The 14,442-nt window shown below is 70.9% G+C and carries 15 protein-coding genes; 12 read left to right on the top strand and 3 right to left on the bottom strand.

All coding sequences use genetic code 11. The features are described from left to right. Positions 1-62 precede the first annotated feature (62 nt). The gene (locus tag KFLA_RS14705; protein WP_012920589.1) at positions 63-1,094 is read left to right on the top strand and encodes a GlxA family transcriptional regulator; all 1,032 of its coding nucleotides are present in this window, start codon (positions 63-65) and stop codon (positions 1,092-1,094) included. A gap of 29 nt (positions 1,095-1,123) precedes the next feature. Here the strand turns inward: KFLA_RS14705 and KFLA_RS14710 are convergent, their stop codons facing one another. Continuing rightward, complete coding sequence (locus KFLA_RS14710) at positions 1,124-1,729, bottom strand: GNAT family N-acetyltransferase (protein WP_012920590.1); 606 nt, start codon at positions 1,727-1,729, stop codon at positions 1,124-1,126. 136 nt (positions 1,730-1,865) lie between these two features. Between KFLA_RS14710 and paaA the strand changes: the two genes are divergently transcribed. The 8 genes from paaA (at position 1,866) to KFLA_RS14750 (ending at position 8,816) form a co-directional block, all read left to right on the top strand. Next, positions 1,866-2,804: a 1,2-phenylacetyl-CoA epoxidase subunit PaaA gene (paaA, locus tag KFLA_RS14715; protein ID WP_237706809.1), complete on the top strand. Its 939-nt coding sequence runs from the start codon at positions 1,866-1,868 to the stop codon at positions 2,802-2,804. Then, positions 2,801-3,079, top strand: a complete 279-nt coding sequence (gene paaB / locus KFLA_RS14720) for a 1,2-phenylacetyl-CoA epoxidase subunit PaaB (protein WP_012920592.1) — start codon at positions 2,801-2,803, stop codon at positions 3,077-3,079. Before paaA ends, paaB begins: the two co-directional genes overlap by 4 nt. After that, positions 3,076-3,819, top strand: a complete 744-nt coding sequence (paaC, locus tag KFLA_RS14725; protein WP_012920593.1) for a 1,2-phenylacetyl-CoA epoxidase subunit PaaC — start codon at positions 3,076-3,078, stop codon at positions 3,817-3,819. The genes paaB and paaC overlap by 4 nt, the downstream gene beginning before the upstream one ends. An 11-nt stretch (positions 3,820-3,830) precedes the next feature. Next, positions 3,831-4,343: a 1,2-phenylacetyl-CoA epoxidase subunit PaaD gene (gene paaD, locus KFLA_RS14730; RefSeq protein WP_041290115.1), complete on the top strand. Its 513-nt coding sequence runs from the start codon at positions 3,831-3,833 to the stop codon at positions 4,341-4,343. Between the two features lie 9 nt (positions 4,344-4,352). Next, positions 4,353-5,441, top strand: a complete 1,089-nt coding sequence (gene paaE / locus KFLA_RS14735) for a 1,2-phenylacetyl-CoA epoxidase subunit PaaE (protein WP_012920595.1) — start codon at positions 4,353-4,355, stop codon at positions 5,439-5,441. A gap of 105 nt (positions 5,442-5,546) precedes the next feature. Beyond that, positions 5,547-7,172 (top strand): alpha/beta hydrolase, encoded by a 1,626-nt coding sequence (locus tag KFLA_RS14740; protein WP_012920596.1) that lies wholly within the window; start codon positions 5,547-5,549, stop codon positions 7,170-7,172. 106 nt (positions 7,173-7,278) lie between these two features. Then, entirely contained in the window at positions 7,279-8,085 is an 807-nt protein-coding gene (locus KFLA_RS14745) for a metal-dependent hydrolase (protein WP_012920597.1), read from the top strand. After that, positions 8,082-8,816, top strand: a complete 735-nt coding sequence (locus KFLA_RS14750; RefSeq protein ID WP_012920598.1) for a leucine-rich repeat domain-containing protein — start codon at positions 8,082-8,084, stop codon at positions 8,814-8,816. The genes KFLA_RS14745 and KFLA_RS14750 overlap by 4 nt, the downstream gene beginning before the upstream one ends. Before the next feature lie 12 nt (positions 8,817-8,828). On the opposite strand, the gene KFLA_RS14755 is transcribed toward KFLA_RS14750, so the two are convergent. Then, entirely contained in the window at positions 8,829-9,341 is a 513-nt protein-coding gene (locus tag KFLA_RS14755) for a hypothetical protein (RefSeq protein ID WP_148256640.1), read from the bottom strand. Between the two features lie 238 nt (positions 9,342-9,579). Between KFLA_RS14755 and dapA the strand changes: the two genes are divergently transcribed. From dapA to KFLA_RS14770, 3 genes are read left to right on the top strand one after another with little or no spacing between them, the layout of a single operon-like run. Further along, complete coding sequence (gene dapA / locus KFLA_RS14760) at positions 9,580-10,494, top strand: 4-hydroxy-tetrahydrodipicolinate synthase (RefSeq protein WP_012920600.1); 915 nt, start codon at positions 9,580-9,582, stop codon at positions 10,492-10,494. Further along, the gene (locus tag KFLA_RS14765) at positions 10,491-12,185 is read left to right on the top strand and encodes a ribonuclease J (protein WP_012920601.1); all 1,695 of its coding nucleotides are present in this window, start codon (positions 10,491-10,493) and stop codon (positions 12,183-12,185) included. The genes dapA and KFLA_RS14765 overlap by 4 nt, the downstream gene beginning before the upstream one ends. A gap of 22 nt (positions 12,186-12,207) precedes the next feature. Beyond that, positions 12,208-13,236, top strand: coding sequence for a LacI family DNA-binding transcriptional regulator (locus tag KFLA_RS14770; RefSeq protein WP_012920602.1), 1,029 nt, complete (start codon positions 12,208-12,210; stop codon positions 13,234-13,236). 22 nt (positions 13,237-13,258) lie between these two features. Here KFLA_RS14770 and KFLA_RS14775 read toward each other — a convergent pair whose 3' ends face one another. Further along, on the bottom strand, positions 13,259-14,338 hold the full coding sequence (locus tag KFLA_RS14775) for a fatty acid desaturase family protein (RefSeq protein ID WP_012920603.1): 1,080 nt from the start codon (positions 14,336-14,338) through the stop codon (positions 13,259-13,261). Positions 14,339-14,442 lie beyond the last annotated feature (104 nt).

Consider the following 14,442-nt stretch of genomic DNA (forward strand, 5'->3'; position numbering starts at 1 on the left):
TCTCGCCCGGCGGCGCGGTCGTGCCTACTGGCCTGATGGACATCATGTGAAACTATCGGGCCATGTCCGTCCGCCCCGCCCGCAAGCACCGCGTCGCCGTCCTCGCGCTGCCGGGTGTCGTCCCGTTCGAGCTCGCCATCGCGGCGCGGATCTTCGGCGGCGCCTTCGCGGGGGACGATCCGGAGCAGCCGCTGTACGACGTGGTCGCGTGCACGGTCGACGGTTCGCCGGTCGAGACGTCGGACGGCTACGCCATCACCGTCCGGTATGACGCCTCGGTGCTCGCCACCGCCGACACAGTCGTGGTTCCGCCTTCGCATCAACTCCAGGAGATCCTCGACGCCGCGGGTGCGCTCGACGACGCCGTACTGCGTGCGCTGGAGCAGATTCGACCAGGTGCCCGGATGCTGGCGATCTGCACAGGCGCGTTCGTCCTGGCCGCGGCCGGACTGCTCGACGGCCGCCGCGCCGCGACGCACTGGGCCGAGGCCGAGCGGCTCCAGCGGGTGTTCCCTGCCGTCGCGGTCGATCCGATGGTGCTGTTCATCGACGACGGCGACGTCCTGACCTCTGCCGGCGCGGCCGCCGGGATCGACCTGTGCCTGCATGTGGTGCGTCGCGACCACGGGAGCGCAGTGGCCAGCTCGGTAGCGCGGGCCTGCGTCGTACCGCCTCGACGGGACGGCGGCCAGGCGCAGTACGTACGCCGGCCGGTCCCGCCGGCGCGAGACGGCGGTACCGCGGCCACCCGGGCCTGGGCGGCCGAGCGGCTCGGCCGGCCGCTCAGCCTCAGGGAACTCGCCGCGCACGCCGGGATGAGCGTCCGCACGTTCACGCGGAGATTCCGGGGCGAGACCGGGGTGAGTCCTGGCAGCTGGCTGGCCATGCAGCGGCTCGACTACGCGCGCCAGCTACTCGAGGACACCGAACTGACGGTCGACCAGGTCGCCGACCGGGCCGGGTTGGGCACGGGTGCCAATCTTCGGCAACAACTCCGCGAGACCGCCGGGGTGTCGCCGTCCGCGTATCGGCGGATGTTCCGGTCCGAAGTCGAGCCGGGCGTCCGGACGACACCAGGGGTGCGTCAGCTCTGAGCGGGGAGTCACGGCTCGACGGTCGAAGGTCAGTCCTGGGGGCCGGGGTCGGTGTGCAGGCGGATCTGCTTGATCCGGACCGCGCCGTCGCCGTACAGGTCGAGCTCGCGGTGGGCGCCGTCGGGGGCCCAGCCGGCTTCGGTGTAGAAGGCGCGCAGCACGTCATCGGTCGAGTTGACCCAGACCGTGACCCGGCTGAAGCCGTCCGCGCGGATCGTGTCGACGACGGCGTTCAGCAGGCGCGAGCCATGCCCGGCGCGGGTGGCGTCCGGTTTGACTGCCAACTCAGCGACCAGGGCGTCGGTGCGCGGGTCCGCGTCCGGGTCGTCGGACGGCGTGATCGCGGCGAAGCCGACCAGGTCCCGCCCGGCCAGCGCGACCATCACCCGGTTACGCGCCTCGCCCGGCGACAGCAGCGCGGCGCGCCACTGGGCGGCGAACTGGGCCGGGTTCAGGTCGAGCAGGACGTCGGCCGGCAGCAACCCTTCGTAGGCCCGTCGCCAGGCCGCGACCTGCACCTCGCCGATGGCGTTGGCCTCCGCGGGCAGGGCCAGCCGCACGCTGGTCTCCGCGATCGGCGACTCGTTCATCGCGGACAGGCTCTCCGGCTCCGGTACGCCGTACTCGCTGCTCATGGGCCCATCCTCGCAAAGCCTGCCGCACCGCCGAGCGGCAGGACACCCGTGGGCGCCGGCCTGCCGCGCGTCCGCTCTTGTGACACTTCCTGCCGATACGGCGAGAAAGTGTCACAACTGGGCTATGCTGACCGGCATGGACAGCTTCCAGGCCACCATCGACGCCGACGGACGGATCGAGCCGCGCGACGCGATGCCGGAGGGGTACCGCAAGACCCTGATCCGGCAGATCGCGCAGCACGCGCACTCCGAGATCATCGGCATGCAGCCGGAGGGCAACTGGATCAGCCGCGCGCCGTCGCTGCGCCGCAAGGCGATCCTGATGGCCAAGGTGCAGGACGAGGCCGGCCACGGGCTGTACCTGTACGCCGCGGCCGAGACGCTCGGCGTCGACCGCGCGGAGCTGCTCGACCTGCTGCACAGCGGCCGGCAGAAGTACTCCAGCATCTTCAACTACCCGACGCTGACCTGGGCCGACATCGGCGCGATCGGCTGGCTGGTGGACGGCGCCGCGATCGTCAACCAGGTCCCGCTGTGCCGCTGCTCGTACGGCCCGTACGCGCGGGCGATGGTCCGGGTCTGCAAGGAGGAGTCGTTCCACCAGCGGCAGGGCTTCGAAATCCTGCACACGCTGTGCAACGGGACCGAGGCGCAGAAGGCGATGGCCCAGGACGCGCTGAACCGCTGGTGGTGGCCGAGTCTGATGATGTTCGGCCCGCCGGACGCCAGCTCGACCCACTCGGAGCAGTCGATGGCCTGGGGGATCAAGCGGCACAGCAACGACGAGCTGCGCCAGCGTTTCGTCGACATGACCGTGCCGCAGGCCGACGTGCTCGGCTTGCGGGTTCCCGACGACGGCCTGCGGTACGACGAGCAGACCGGCCACTACAGCTTCACCGAGCCCGACTACGAGGAGCTCTACCAGGTCGTCAAGGGCAACGGCCCGTGCAACGCGCAGCGCCTCGCTCACCGGGTCAAGGCGCACGAGGACGGCGCCTGGGTCCGCGAGGCCGCCGCGGCGTACGCCGAGAAGCAGGCCGCGCGGTCCGCCGCGGCCGAGGGGAGTGCGGCATGATCGAGCCGCTCTGGGAGGTTTTCGTCCGGTCGCGGCGCGGCCTCTCGCACACGCACGTCGGTAGCCTGCACGCACCGGACGCGACGATGGCGCTGCGCAACGCCCGCGACGTCTACACCCGCCGCCAGGAGGGCGTGTCGATCTGGGTGGTCCGGGCCGCCGACATTACCGCGTCCAGCCCGGACGAGAAGGACGAGTTCTTCGACCCGGCCGGCGACAAGGTCTACCGGCATCCGACCTTTTACCAGGTCCCGGAAGGCGTCGACCACCTGTGAACGACCTTTTCGTCTACACGCTCCGGCTCGGGGACGACGCGCTGATCGCCGCGCAGCGCACCGCCGAGTGGATCGCGGCCGCGCCGCAGCTCGAGGAAGACGTTGCTCTCGGCAACATCGGGCTGGACCAGCTGGGCCAGGCCCGGTCGCTGCTGCAGTACGCCGCCGAGCTCGAGGGCGCCGGCCGGACCGAGGACGACCTGGCCTACTTCCGCGACGAGCGCGACTTCCTCAACCTCCAGCTGTGCGAGCTGCCGAACGGCGACTTCGGCCACGCGATGGCCCGGCTGCTGTACTTCGCGACCTACCAGCACCTGCTGTACGAGGAGCTGCGCGCGTCGGCCGACGAGACGCTCGCGGGCGTCGCCGGCAAAGCGGTCAAGGAGGTCGCGTACCACGTCGACCACGCGACCCAGTGGGTGCTGCGCCTCGGCGACGGCACCGAGGAGAGCCACCGGCGGATGCAGGCCGGACTGGACTCCCTCTGGCCGTACACCGCGGAGCTGTTCGCCGCCGACGACGTCGTACGCCGGCTGGCGGGGGTGGCGGTGGATCCGTCGACGCTGGAGGAGGAGTGGCTGCGCCGGGTCACCCAGGTGATCGACGACTCCACCTGTACGCGGCCGACCGCGGCGTACCAGCACAGCGGGGGACGGGAAGGCCGGCACACCGAGCATCTCGGGTACCTGCTCGCCGAGCTCCAGCATGTCGCGCGCTCGCACCCCGGGGCGACCTGGTGACCCGTCGGCCGGTGACGTCCGAGGAGACTGGCGCTACAGCGCAGGACCTCTCGGACGCGGCGATCTGGGCAGCGGTCGGCGAGGTGGCGGACCCGGAGGTGCCGGTGCTGACGATCGCCGATCTCGGCGTGCTGCGCGAGGTGCGGCACGAGGGCGACCAGGTCGTCGTGACGATCACTCCGACGTACTCGGGCTGTCCGGCGATGGACCTGATCCGGCACGAGGTCGAGCTGACGCTGAACCACCTGGGCGTCGACGGCCGGGTGGAGACCGTGCTGTCGCCGGCCTGGACCACCGACTGGATGAGCGAGGCGGGCAAGGCGAAGCTGACGGAGTACGGGATCGCCCCACCGACCGGGACACGGGCGATGGGCGGTCCGGTCGCGGTGTCTCTGACGATCCGCTGCCCGTTGTGCGGCTCTCCGGACACGACCGAGCTCAGCCGCTTCGGGTCCACGGCGTGCAAGTCGCTCTGGCGCTGCACCGCGTGCCGTGAGCCGTTCGACCACTTCAAGACCATCTGAGAGGCCGGGATGACGACCACGACGACGCCGCGCCGCCGGGCCACCTTCCACCCCCTGACGGTCAAGGCGGTCGACGCGATCACCGAGGACTCGGTGGCGATCACGTTCGACGTTCCGGCCGAGCTGGCCGCGGAGTACGAGTTCCAGGCCGGGCAGCACCTGACTGTGCGGCGGGTAGGGGAGGACCTCCGGCGCAGCTACTCGATCTGCTCGCCGGCCGGCTCCGGCGTCCTGCGAATCGGCGTCAAGCGCATCCCCGGCGGCGAGTTCTCGTCGTACGCCGCGAGCGAGCTCAAACCCGGCGACACGATCGAGGTGATGACGCCGCTCGGCCGGTTCGGCACCACGCTCGACCCGCAGCACGACCGGCACTACGCGTTCGTCGCCGCCGGCAGCGGGATCACGCCGGTGCTGTCGCTGGTCGCCACCATCCTGCGCGAGGAGCCACTCAGCCGGGTGACGCTGGTCTACGGCAACCGGACCGCCGGCTCGGTGATGTTCGCCGACGAGCTGGCCGACCTCAAGGACCGGTACGCCGAACGCCTGCACCTGGTGCACGTGCTGTCCCGCGAGAGCACCGAGGTCGAGCTGTTCAGCGGCCGGATCGACCGCGGCCGGCTGCGCCGCATGCTGGACACGATCCTGCCGGTGAAGACCGTCGACGAGTGGTTCCTGTGCGGCCCATACGCGATGGTCGTCGGCGCGCAGGACCTGCTGCTCGAGCAGGGCGTCGCGCGGGAGCAGGTGCACGCCGAGTTGTTCCACGTCGGCGACGAGGCGCCGGTGACCCGGGTCGAGCAGACCGTGGTCGACGAGGACGCCGCCGAGGTGACGGTGATCCTGGACGGCCGCCGCTCGACGTTCGGTCTCACCGAGCACGGCAGACCGGTGCTGGACGCGACGCTCGCGGTCCGGTCCGACGCGCCGTTCGCCTGCAAGGGCGGCGTGTGCGGCACCTGCCGCGCGAAGGTTGTCGAGGGCACCGTCCGGATGGACACCAACTGGGCCCTCGAACCCGACGAGATCGCCGCCGGCTACGTGCTCACCTGCCAGTCCCACCCGACCACCCCCAAGGTCACCCTCGACTTCGACGCCTGACCCGGTGGCCGGTAGCTGCCACCGGCGTCGCCGAGCCGGCCGAGCGGGAAAGATGCGGAGCGCTCTGCTTCCTTTTTCCTGGGGGTTCGGATGTCAGGACGCTGGATGTCGCTCGGTGTGGCGGGTGCGCTCGTCGCCGGTCTGCTCGGAGCCGCCCAGGGCACGGCCGGCCACGCTGCGGCCGATGCCGGCTCGGCAGCGGTCGGCGCTGCCGGGCCGGGAAAAGCACCAGCCGTGCCAGTTCTGTCCTGGAAGCCGTGCGGTCAGTCCGCCCCTGAGTTCGAGTGCGCGACGGCGAAGGTCCCGCTGGACCACGACCAGCCGCACGGACCGGCGATCAGCCTCGCGCTGACCAGGATCCGCGCCACCGACCCGTCCCGGCGCATCGGCTCCCTCTTCCTGAATCCAGGCGGCCCCGGCAGCTCGGGCGTCGACTTCGCCCAGTCGGTCGGCAAGACGCTGTACTCCGCCGAGGTGCGGGCCCGGTTCGACCTCGTCGGCTTCGACCCGCGCGGCGTGGCGGCGAGTACGCCGCTCACCTGCTTCGACACCGCCGAGCAGGCGGCCGCGGCGACCGCGCCGTTCGCGTTCCCGGTCACCGTGGCCGAGGAACGCGAGTGGGTGAAGTACGACCGCGCGTACGCCGCGGCCTGCGCCCGGCGGGCCGGACCGGTGATCGACCACATGTCCACCGCCAACGTCGCCCGCGACCTCGACCTGCTGCGGGCCGCGGTCGGCGACCAGAAGCTGACGTACGCCGGGTACTCCTACGGCACCTACATCGGCTCGGTGTACGCGAACCTGTTCCCGCACCGGGTGCGCGCGGTGCTCATCGACGGCGTGATCGACCCGGTCTCGGACGCGACCGGCCGCAACGGCGAGTGGCGCCGGCAACCGGTCGACGCGCGGCTGAAGAGCGAGCAGGGCGCCTACCAGACCCTGCGCGAGTTCCTGCGGCTGTGCGACGCCGGCGGTGCGACGTGCGCCTTCAGCGGCGGTAATCCCACGGCTCGGTACGACGCGCTGGCGGCCCGCCTGCGCAAGCAGCCGATCACGATGCCGGACGGCGAGGGTGGCAGCGTGGTCGTCACCTATGCGGACCTGGTCACCACCTCGCTCGTCGCGATGTACTCGCCGGTGGACTGGCCCGAGTTCGCGAAGTACCTGCAGGGTCTGGACATCGCGTCTGCCGGGGCGGTACGGGCCGCACGCGCCGCACTCGCGGACCCGCCGTACACCCAAGGCGCGGAGGGCTTCTACGGCGTCTGGTGCACGGACTCGCTGAACCCGAGCTCGGCCTCCGCCTGGGCCCGCGCCGCCCGGGCTGCCGACCGCCAGTGGCCGTACTTCGGGCGACGCTGGATCTGGGGATCCAGCATCTGCGCCAACTGGCCGGGGAGGGACGCCGACCGCTACCTCGGCCCGTTCAGCAAGCCGACGGCGCACCCGGTCCTTGTCGTGGGCAACCGCTGGGATCCCGCCACCCGGTACGAGGACGCGGTCAGCACGTCCCGGATTCTCGGTCGGGCGCGGCTGCTGACCGTCAGCGGCTGGGGCCACACCTCGTTGTTCACGTCGGCCTGTGCGGACGGCTACGCGAGCGCTTACCTGCTGACCGGGGCGCTGCCGGCGGCCGGGACGGTGTGCCGCCCCGACGCGGTGCCGTTCGCGGCGACCACCCGGGTGAAGAAGCCGGCGCCGCCGTACCAGTGGCGTCCGCCGCACCGCTGAGCCCGGCGGCCGGAACTCGTCGGCCGCCCTCTGTGCGCCTCCGCCGAACTGTCGGTGGGCGTTGACAGAATCGGCACCTCACGACTGATGGGGGTGGGGCGCCGTGATGGGGCGTTCGCATGCGTTGTCCGGCTGGTGCGCGGGCCTGGTGGTCGCGCCGGTGATCGGGTTGACCACGGTGGCCGAGGTGGTGCCGTTCGCGGCGGCGACGGCGGGCTACGCGCTGCTGCCCGACCTCGACCACCCGGGCGCGAGCGCGTCCCGGCTGCTCGGTCCGCTGACGGGCTTCGTGTCCAGCGTGCTCCGGGCGTTCTCCGCCCTGCTGTACTCGCTGACCAAGGGGCCACGCGACGAGGACAGCACGGGGCAGCACCGGCATGCCACCCACACGGTGGTCGCGGCGGTGCTGCTCGGGTTCGCGACGTCGAGCGCCGGTGCGGTGGGTGGCTGGCGTGCGGTGCTGGCGATCGCGCTGCTCGGCTTGATCCTGGCCGCCGACGTGCTGGGGGACTGGGTGCTGCTCGTGGTCGTCGCGGCGGGCGGCTGGACGCTGGCGGGCAGTTGGCTGCCCGGCACGTCGGCGGTCGAGGCGTTGCGCGGCGGGCTGGACGAGATCGGCAGCTGGATCGGTGCGGCCGTTGCCGTCGGCATGTTCGTGCACTGTCTCGGTGACAGCCTGACCCGCTCGGGCTGTCCCTGGCTCTGGCCGCTGCCGATCCGCGGCGAGACCTGGTACGAGATCCGCCTGCCCAAGCCGCTGCGCTTCCGCACCAACGGCCCGGTCGAGAACCTGCTGATCGCTCCGGCCCTGGTCGTCGGCAGCGTTCTGCTGCTCCCGGGCGGTCTCGCCATCGCGCAGGACCTCGCCACCACGATCTGGTCCACCACGTCGGTCTGGCTGGCGGGCCGATGAGCCGCCGGACGGTCAACCTCGGCGAGACCGGCCTGACGGAGCTCGACCCGGCTCTCCGGGAGCACACCGGGCTCCGCGAGCTCTACCTGCACGGCAACCGGCTCGCCTCCTTGCCCGACTGGCTCGGCGACTTCGCGGAGCTGCGGATTCTCGACCTGAGTCACCAGCCGCTGGCCTTGCTGCCGTCGACGCTGGGGCAGCTGGCGAGCCTGGAGTTCCTCTATGTCAGCGATCTGGCAGTGACCTCATTGCCGGACTCCCTGGGGGGACTGACCTCGCTGCTCTACCTCGGGGCCACTGACAACGGCCTCAGCGAGGTGCCCGCGTCCCTGGGCGGCCTCCGGAACCTGGTCGAGCTCCGCGTGTACGGCAACCAGTTCACCACGCTGCCCACCGAGTACGGCGGCCTCTCGGCGCTCCGCGAACTCCACCTCGACCGCAATCCGTTGACCGGTCTGCCCGGCACCTTCGACCAACTGACGGAGCTGCGGGTGGTCAGTCTGCGCGGTGCGGCGTTGACGGAGTTCCCGGTCGCGCTGAGCAGACTGCCGCAGCTGCGTCAGCTGGACCTGCGCGCCAACCGCATCACCCGGCTGCCGGACCTCGGCTCCGACGCGTTCCCGGCGCTGGAAAAGCTCGACCTGCGCTGGCTCGATCTCCCGGTCGTGCCCGAGTGGGTCCACGACCTGGAACGCCGGGGCTGCCTGGTCTACCGGACCGCCGCCGGATAGCCCGGTCCAAGGTCAGAGCCGGTCCTGCGTCCGGCCGAGCAGGTACGACGGCGCCCCGCCGGCTTCGAGCGAGGCGGCGAAGCGCCGGCGGTTGCGCAGGCTCGGCCAGCACTCCCAGGCGATCAGGGGAACGGCCAGCAGCGCGCCGACCAGGATCGGCCAGTAGCTGTCGACGACGAACGCGATCGGGATCGTCACCATGAACACCGCCTCGCACAGCACGAAGCGGACGAACCCCGCACGGTTGAAGGCCTGCCACGACCGGTTCTCCACCTCGGCCGGATCGCCGCCGTAGGGCAGCGGCTGCGCGCGGAAGCCGGCCACCTCGCAGTACGCGTAGGCGGCCGCGGCCAGCACCACGGGGACCAGGAGCGACCAGGTCTCCGGCCGGTGGCCCAGCCCGATGTCGGCAAAAGCGAACCACAGAGCACCGGCGATCGCCGGCACGGGCAGGACCAGCGTGATCATCGTGATCGAAACCGATTCGGCCGCCGGCGGGCGGGGAGCGTTCACAGGGGTGGACACGGCACCGACGGTAGCGGCTGAGAGGTCCGTCCGCTGCGCCCAGATCTGCACGTACCGCCACCGGATGCTCACTAACCGTGTTCACAGAAACTTTTTCCGACTTTTTCGATGAAAGCTGTAACGACTCCTGGCGCCTGCCCGATAGGACGAGTGAGCCTGGTGGCTGCCCGGACCCCCGAGCGGACAGCCACCAGGCCTACTCATGTCCCGAGGTGTTCGGAGCGGTAATCTGACCCCCATGTCCTCAGCTGCGTCCTCCGCCCCGACAGCCCCGCCTTTCGGCCGGCTGACCACGGCGATGATCACCCCGTTCCGCACGGATGGCTCGCTCGATCTCGAGGCCGCGCAGAAGGTCGCCGGCCACCTGGTCGACCAGGGCAACGACGCGCTGATCGTCAACGGCACCACCGGCGAGGCCCCGACCACGTCGGACCAGGAGAAGGACCAGCTGGTCCGCGCCGTGCTGGAGGCCGTCGGCGACCGCGCCCAGGTGGTCGCCGGCGTCGGCACCAACGACACCGCGCACACGATCGCGCTGGCCCAGGCCGCTGAGGCCGCCGGCGCGCACGGACTGCTCGTCGTCACGCCGTACTACAACAAGCCGCCGCAGGAAGGCCTGAAGGCGCACTTCACCGCGGTCGCCGACGCGACCGGCCTGCCGAACCTGCTGTACGACATCCCCGGCCGCTCCGGCGTCGAGATCCGCACCGAGACCCTGATCGCGCTCGCCGATCACCCGCGCATCGTCGCGGTGAAGGACGCCAAGGGCGACGTCGTCGCCGCCGCCAAGGTGCTGGCGAACACCGACCTGGCCTACTACTGCGGTGCCGACGAGCTCAACCTCGCCTGGCTGGCGATCGGCGCCGCCGGTATCGCCAGCGTCGTCGCGCACGTCGCGAGCCCGCAGTACCGGCAGCTGATCGACGCCGCCGTCGCCGGCGACCTGGCCACCGCCCGGGAGCTCGACCGACGGCTGATCCCGGCCGTCGAGGCGATCATGACCCGGACCCAGGGCGCGATCATGGTCAAGGCCGCGCTCAAGCTGCTCGGCGTGACCGAGCACGCGACCGTCCGGCTGCCGCTGGTCGAGGCGACCACTGCGCAGGTCGACGGGCTCACCACCGATCTCAAGACGTCAGGACTGGTTGCATGAGTCATCCCCACCCCGATCTCGCCGCCCCGGCACCACTGGCGCCGGGTGCGCTCCGGGTGATCCCGCTCGGTGGGCTCGGCGAGGTCGGTCGCAACATGACCGTCTTCGAGTACGACGGCAAGTTGCTGGTCGTCGACTGCGGCGTGCTGTTCCCGGACGAGAACCAGCCCGGTGTCGATCTGATCCTGCCCGACTTCCAGCCGATCCGGGAGCGGTTGCACGACATCGTGGCGGTGGTGCTGACCCACGGCCACGAGGACCACATCGGCGGCCTGCCCTACCTGCTGCGCGAGCGCGGCGACATCCCGGTGCTCGGGTCCCGGCTCACGCTGGCCCTGCTCGAGGGCAAGCTCCGCGAGCACCGGCACCGCAACGTGCCGCAGCAGGTCGTCGTCGAGGGGGAGAAGGTTCGGCTCGGCCCGTTCGAGTGCGAGTTCGTCGCGGTCAACCACTCGATCCCGGACGCGCTCGCGGTCGCGATCCGGACCCCGGCCGGCCTGGTGCTGCACACCGGCGACTTCAAGATGGACCAGCTGCCGCTGGACGACCGGATCACCGACCTGCGCGCGTTCGCCCGGCTCGGCGAGGAGGGGGTCGACCTGTTCTGCGTCGACTCCACCAACTCCGAGGTGCCCGGCTTCACCACCCATGAGCGCGACATCGCGCCGGTGCTGGACCGGGTCTTCACCAACGCCCGCAACCAGCGCATCATCGTCGCCTGCTTCGCCAGCCACGTGCACCGGGTCCAGCAGGTGATGGACGCCGCGGTGAAGCACCGCCGCAAGGTCGCGTACGTCGGCCGCTCGATGGTCCGCAACATGGCCGTCGCCCGGGACCTGGGCTTCTTGACCGTGCCCGGCGAGACGCTGATCGACATGCGCGAGCTGGAGAACTACCCGCCGGAGCAGGTGGTGCTGGTCTCCACCGGTTCGCAGGGCGAGCCGATGTCGGCGCTGTCGCGGATCGCGGCCAACGACCACAACAGCGTGCAGCTGCAGCCCGGCGACACCGTCGTGCTCGCGTCCTCGCTGATCCCCGGCAACGAGAACTCGGTCTACCGGGTGATCAACGGCCTGACCCGGCACGGCGCAAACGTCATCCACAAGGGCAACGCGCTGGTGCACGTGTCCGGCCACGCGTCGGCCGGTGAGCTGCTGTACTGCTACAACATCGTCAAGCCGCGCAACGTGATGCCGGTGCACGGCGAGATCCGGCACCTGCACGCGAACGCGGCGCTGGCCCGCCAGACCGGCGTACCGGCCGAGAACGTGGTGGTGGTGGAGGACGGTGTGGTGGTCGACCTGGTCGACCGCTTGGCCGTGGTGGCCGGCAAGGTGGACTGCGGCTACGTGTTCGTGGACGGCTCGACGGTCGGCGACATCACCGAGACCTCGCTGAAGGACCGGCGGATTCTCGGGGACGAGGGTTTCATCTCGGTGATCGCCGTGATGGACTCGGTCACCGGCAAACTGACCGCCGGACCCGAGATCCAGGCCCGCGGGTTCGCCGAGGACGACACCGTCTTCGACGACCTGAGGCCGAAGATCGAGGCGGAGATCGAGAAGGCGATCGGCAGCGGTGTGGACGACATGTACCAGCTGCAGCAGGTGATTCGCCGGGTGGTCGGCAAGTGGGTGAGCGATACTCACCGCAGACGCCCGATGATCATCCCGGTCGTCGTGGAGAGCTGACACAGTCGAAAGGGGTGGGCCTGTGAGTATCACTGGTGTCAACGGAGCCGGGCAGCGCCGGCCCACCATGAAAGAGGTCGCCGCCCGGGCTGGCGTCGCGCTGAAGACGGTGTCCCGGGTGGTCAACGAGGAGCCGAACGTCAGCCCGGAGCTGACCGCCAAGGTCCAGGCCGCGATCAAGGAGCTCAACTACACCCCGAACGAGAGCGCCCGGATGCTGCGCCGCGGCAAGACCGGCACGATCGCCGTGGTGATCCGCGACATCGGTGACCCGTTCTTCGCCTCGCTCGGCCGCGCGGTCGAGCTGTGGGCCCGGTCCAGCGGCTCGGTGGTGATGATCGGGCTGACCGACGAGGACCCCGAGCGCGAGCGGGACGTCTGCCTGGAGTTCGTCGCCCGGCGGCCGGACGCGCTGATCATGGCGCCGATCGGGGAGACCCAGGACTACCTCGCCCCGCACGTCGACGCCGGGATGGCGGTCGTCACGATCGACCGCCCGGCGCACGGGATCGAGGCGGACGCGGTGCTGGCCGACAACGCCGGTGGCATCGACCAGGCGATCGACCACCTGGTCCGCCAGGGACACCGCCGGATCGCCTACCTCGGCGACGACGAGCGGATCTTCACCGCCCGCGAACGCGTGGTCGCCTACCGCGCGGCGATGGCCCGGCACCGGATCGAGGTCGACGAGGACCTGGTCCACCTGTCCGAGCCGACCACCGAGGGCATCGGGATCACGCTGTCCGCCGTACTGGACCGCCCGGAGCCGGCGACCGCTCTGCTGTCGGCCAACAACATGACCACCGCCGAGGTACTGAGGGGCATGGCCGGCCGTCGTGACCGGGTCGCGCTGGTCTCCTTCGACGACCTGGCCCTCGGCGACCTGCTCAGCCCGGGCCTGACCGCGGTTGCTCAGTCGGCCGACGTGATGGCCCGGACCGCGATCCAGCTGATGACCGAGCGCCTGCCCGAACCGCACCGGCCGGGCCGGACCGTTCGCGTCCCGGTCAAGCTCACCATTCGCGGCTCAGGCGAGATCCCGCCTGCCTGAGCCGCTGCCGGTGGGCGTGCCCTCAGGCCCGGTACTGCGCGGTCAGCGGGCACTGGAAGGGGTCCCGGGCGCGCAGGCCGACGTTGTTCAGGTAGTCGGTGACGATCCGGTACGACTCGAACAGGCCGACCTCGGTGTACTTCACGCCGTGCTTGGCGCAGTACTCGCGGACGATCGGCTGGACCCGCCGCAGGTTCGGGCGGGGCATGCTCGGGAACAGGTGGTGCTCGATCTGGTAGTTCAGGCCGCCGAGCGCGAAGTCGACCAGCAGACCGCCGCGGATGTTGCGCGACATCAGCACCTGGCGGCGTAGGAAGTCGAGCTTCATCGTGGCCGGGACGAGCGGCATGCCCTTGTGGTTCGGGGCGAACGACGCGCCGAGGAAGACGCCGAACAGCGCCAGCTGGAGGCCGAGGAAGGCCGCGGCCTTGCCGGGCGGCAGCAGCAGGAACAGCGCGGCCACGTAACCGCCGAGCCGCGAGATGACCACCGCGGCCTCGATCCGCTCCATCCGGGTGGCGCCGCGCCGGAACTGGTGCTGCAGGCTCGACACGTGCAGGCTGATGCCTTCCAGCGTCAGCAGCGGGAAGAACAACCAGCCCTGCCGGTCGGTCAACCACTGCGCCGCGCTGCTGCGCCGTACGGCGTTGTCGGGGGTGAACGCGAGCACGCCGGGGCCGATGTCCGGGTCCTTGCCGACCTGGTTCGGCGCGTTGTGGTGCTTGCTGTGCTTCGAGCGCCACCAGGTGATGCTCATGCCGGCGATGCCGCCGGCCAGCACCCGCGCGGTCCAGTCGTTCCAGGCTGCGGAGTCGAAGATCTGCCGGTGCGCGCTGTCGTGGCTCAGGAAGGCGACCTGGGTCAGCACGAGCGCCAGCGCGGCCGCCATGAACAGCTGGAACCAGGAGTTGCCGAGCAGGACGAATCCGGTGACGATGCCGCCGAGCGAGGCGAGCACCAGACCGATCCGCGTCCAGTAGTAGGCGTACCGGCGGCGCAGCAGACCCAGGTCGCGCACGGTGTGCGACAGGTCCGTGTAGAGGCTGGCGAACTGCTGCTGCGGCCGCAGCGGGCCGACGTCGTCGGCAACGACTTGGGACACTGGTGAAACCCCATTCCGGGTAGTGCATCGGTCGATGCGCTACCGGGTCCAGGGCAGCGCCACGAGGAGTGGCCTTCTTCTTCAACGGAACCACGGGCACCGAG

The organism is Kribbella flavida DSM 17836, assembly GCF_000024345.1.
Lineage (GTDB): Bacteria > Actinomycetota > Actinomycetes > Propionibacteriales > Kribbellaceae > Kribbella > Kribbella flavida.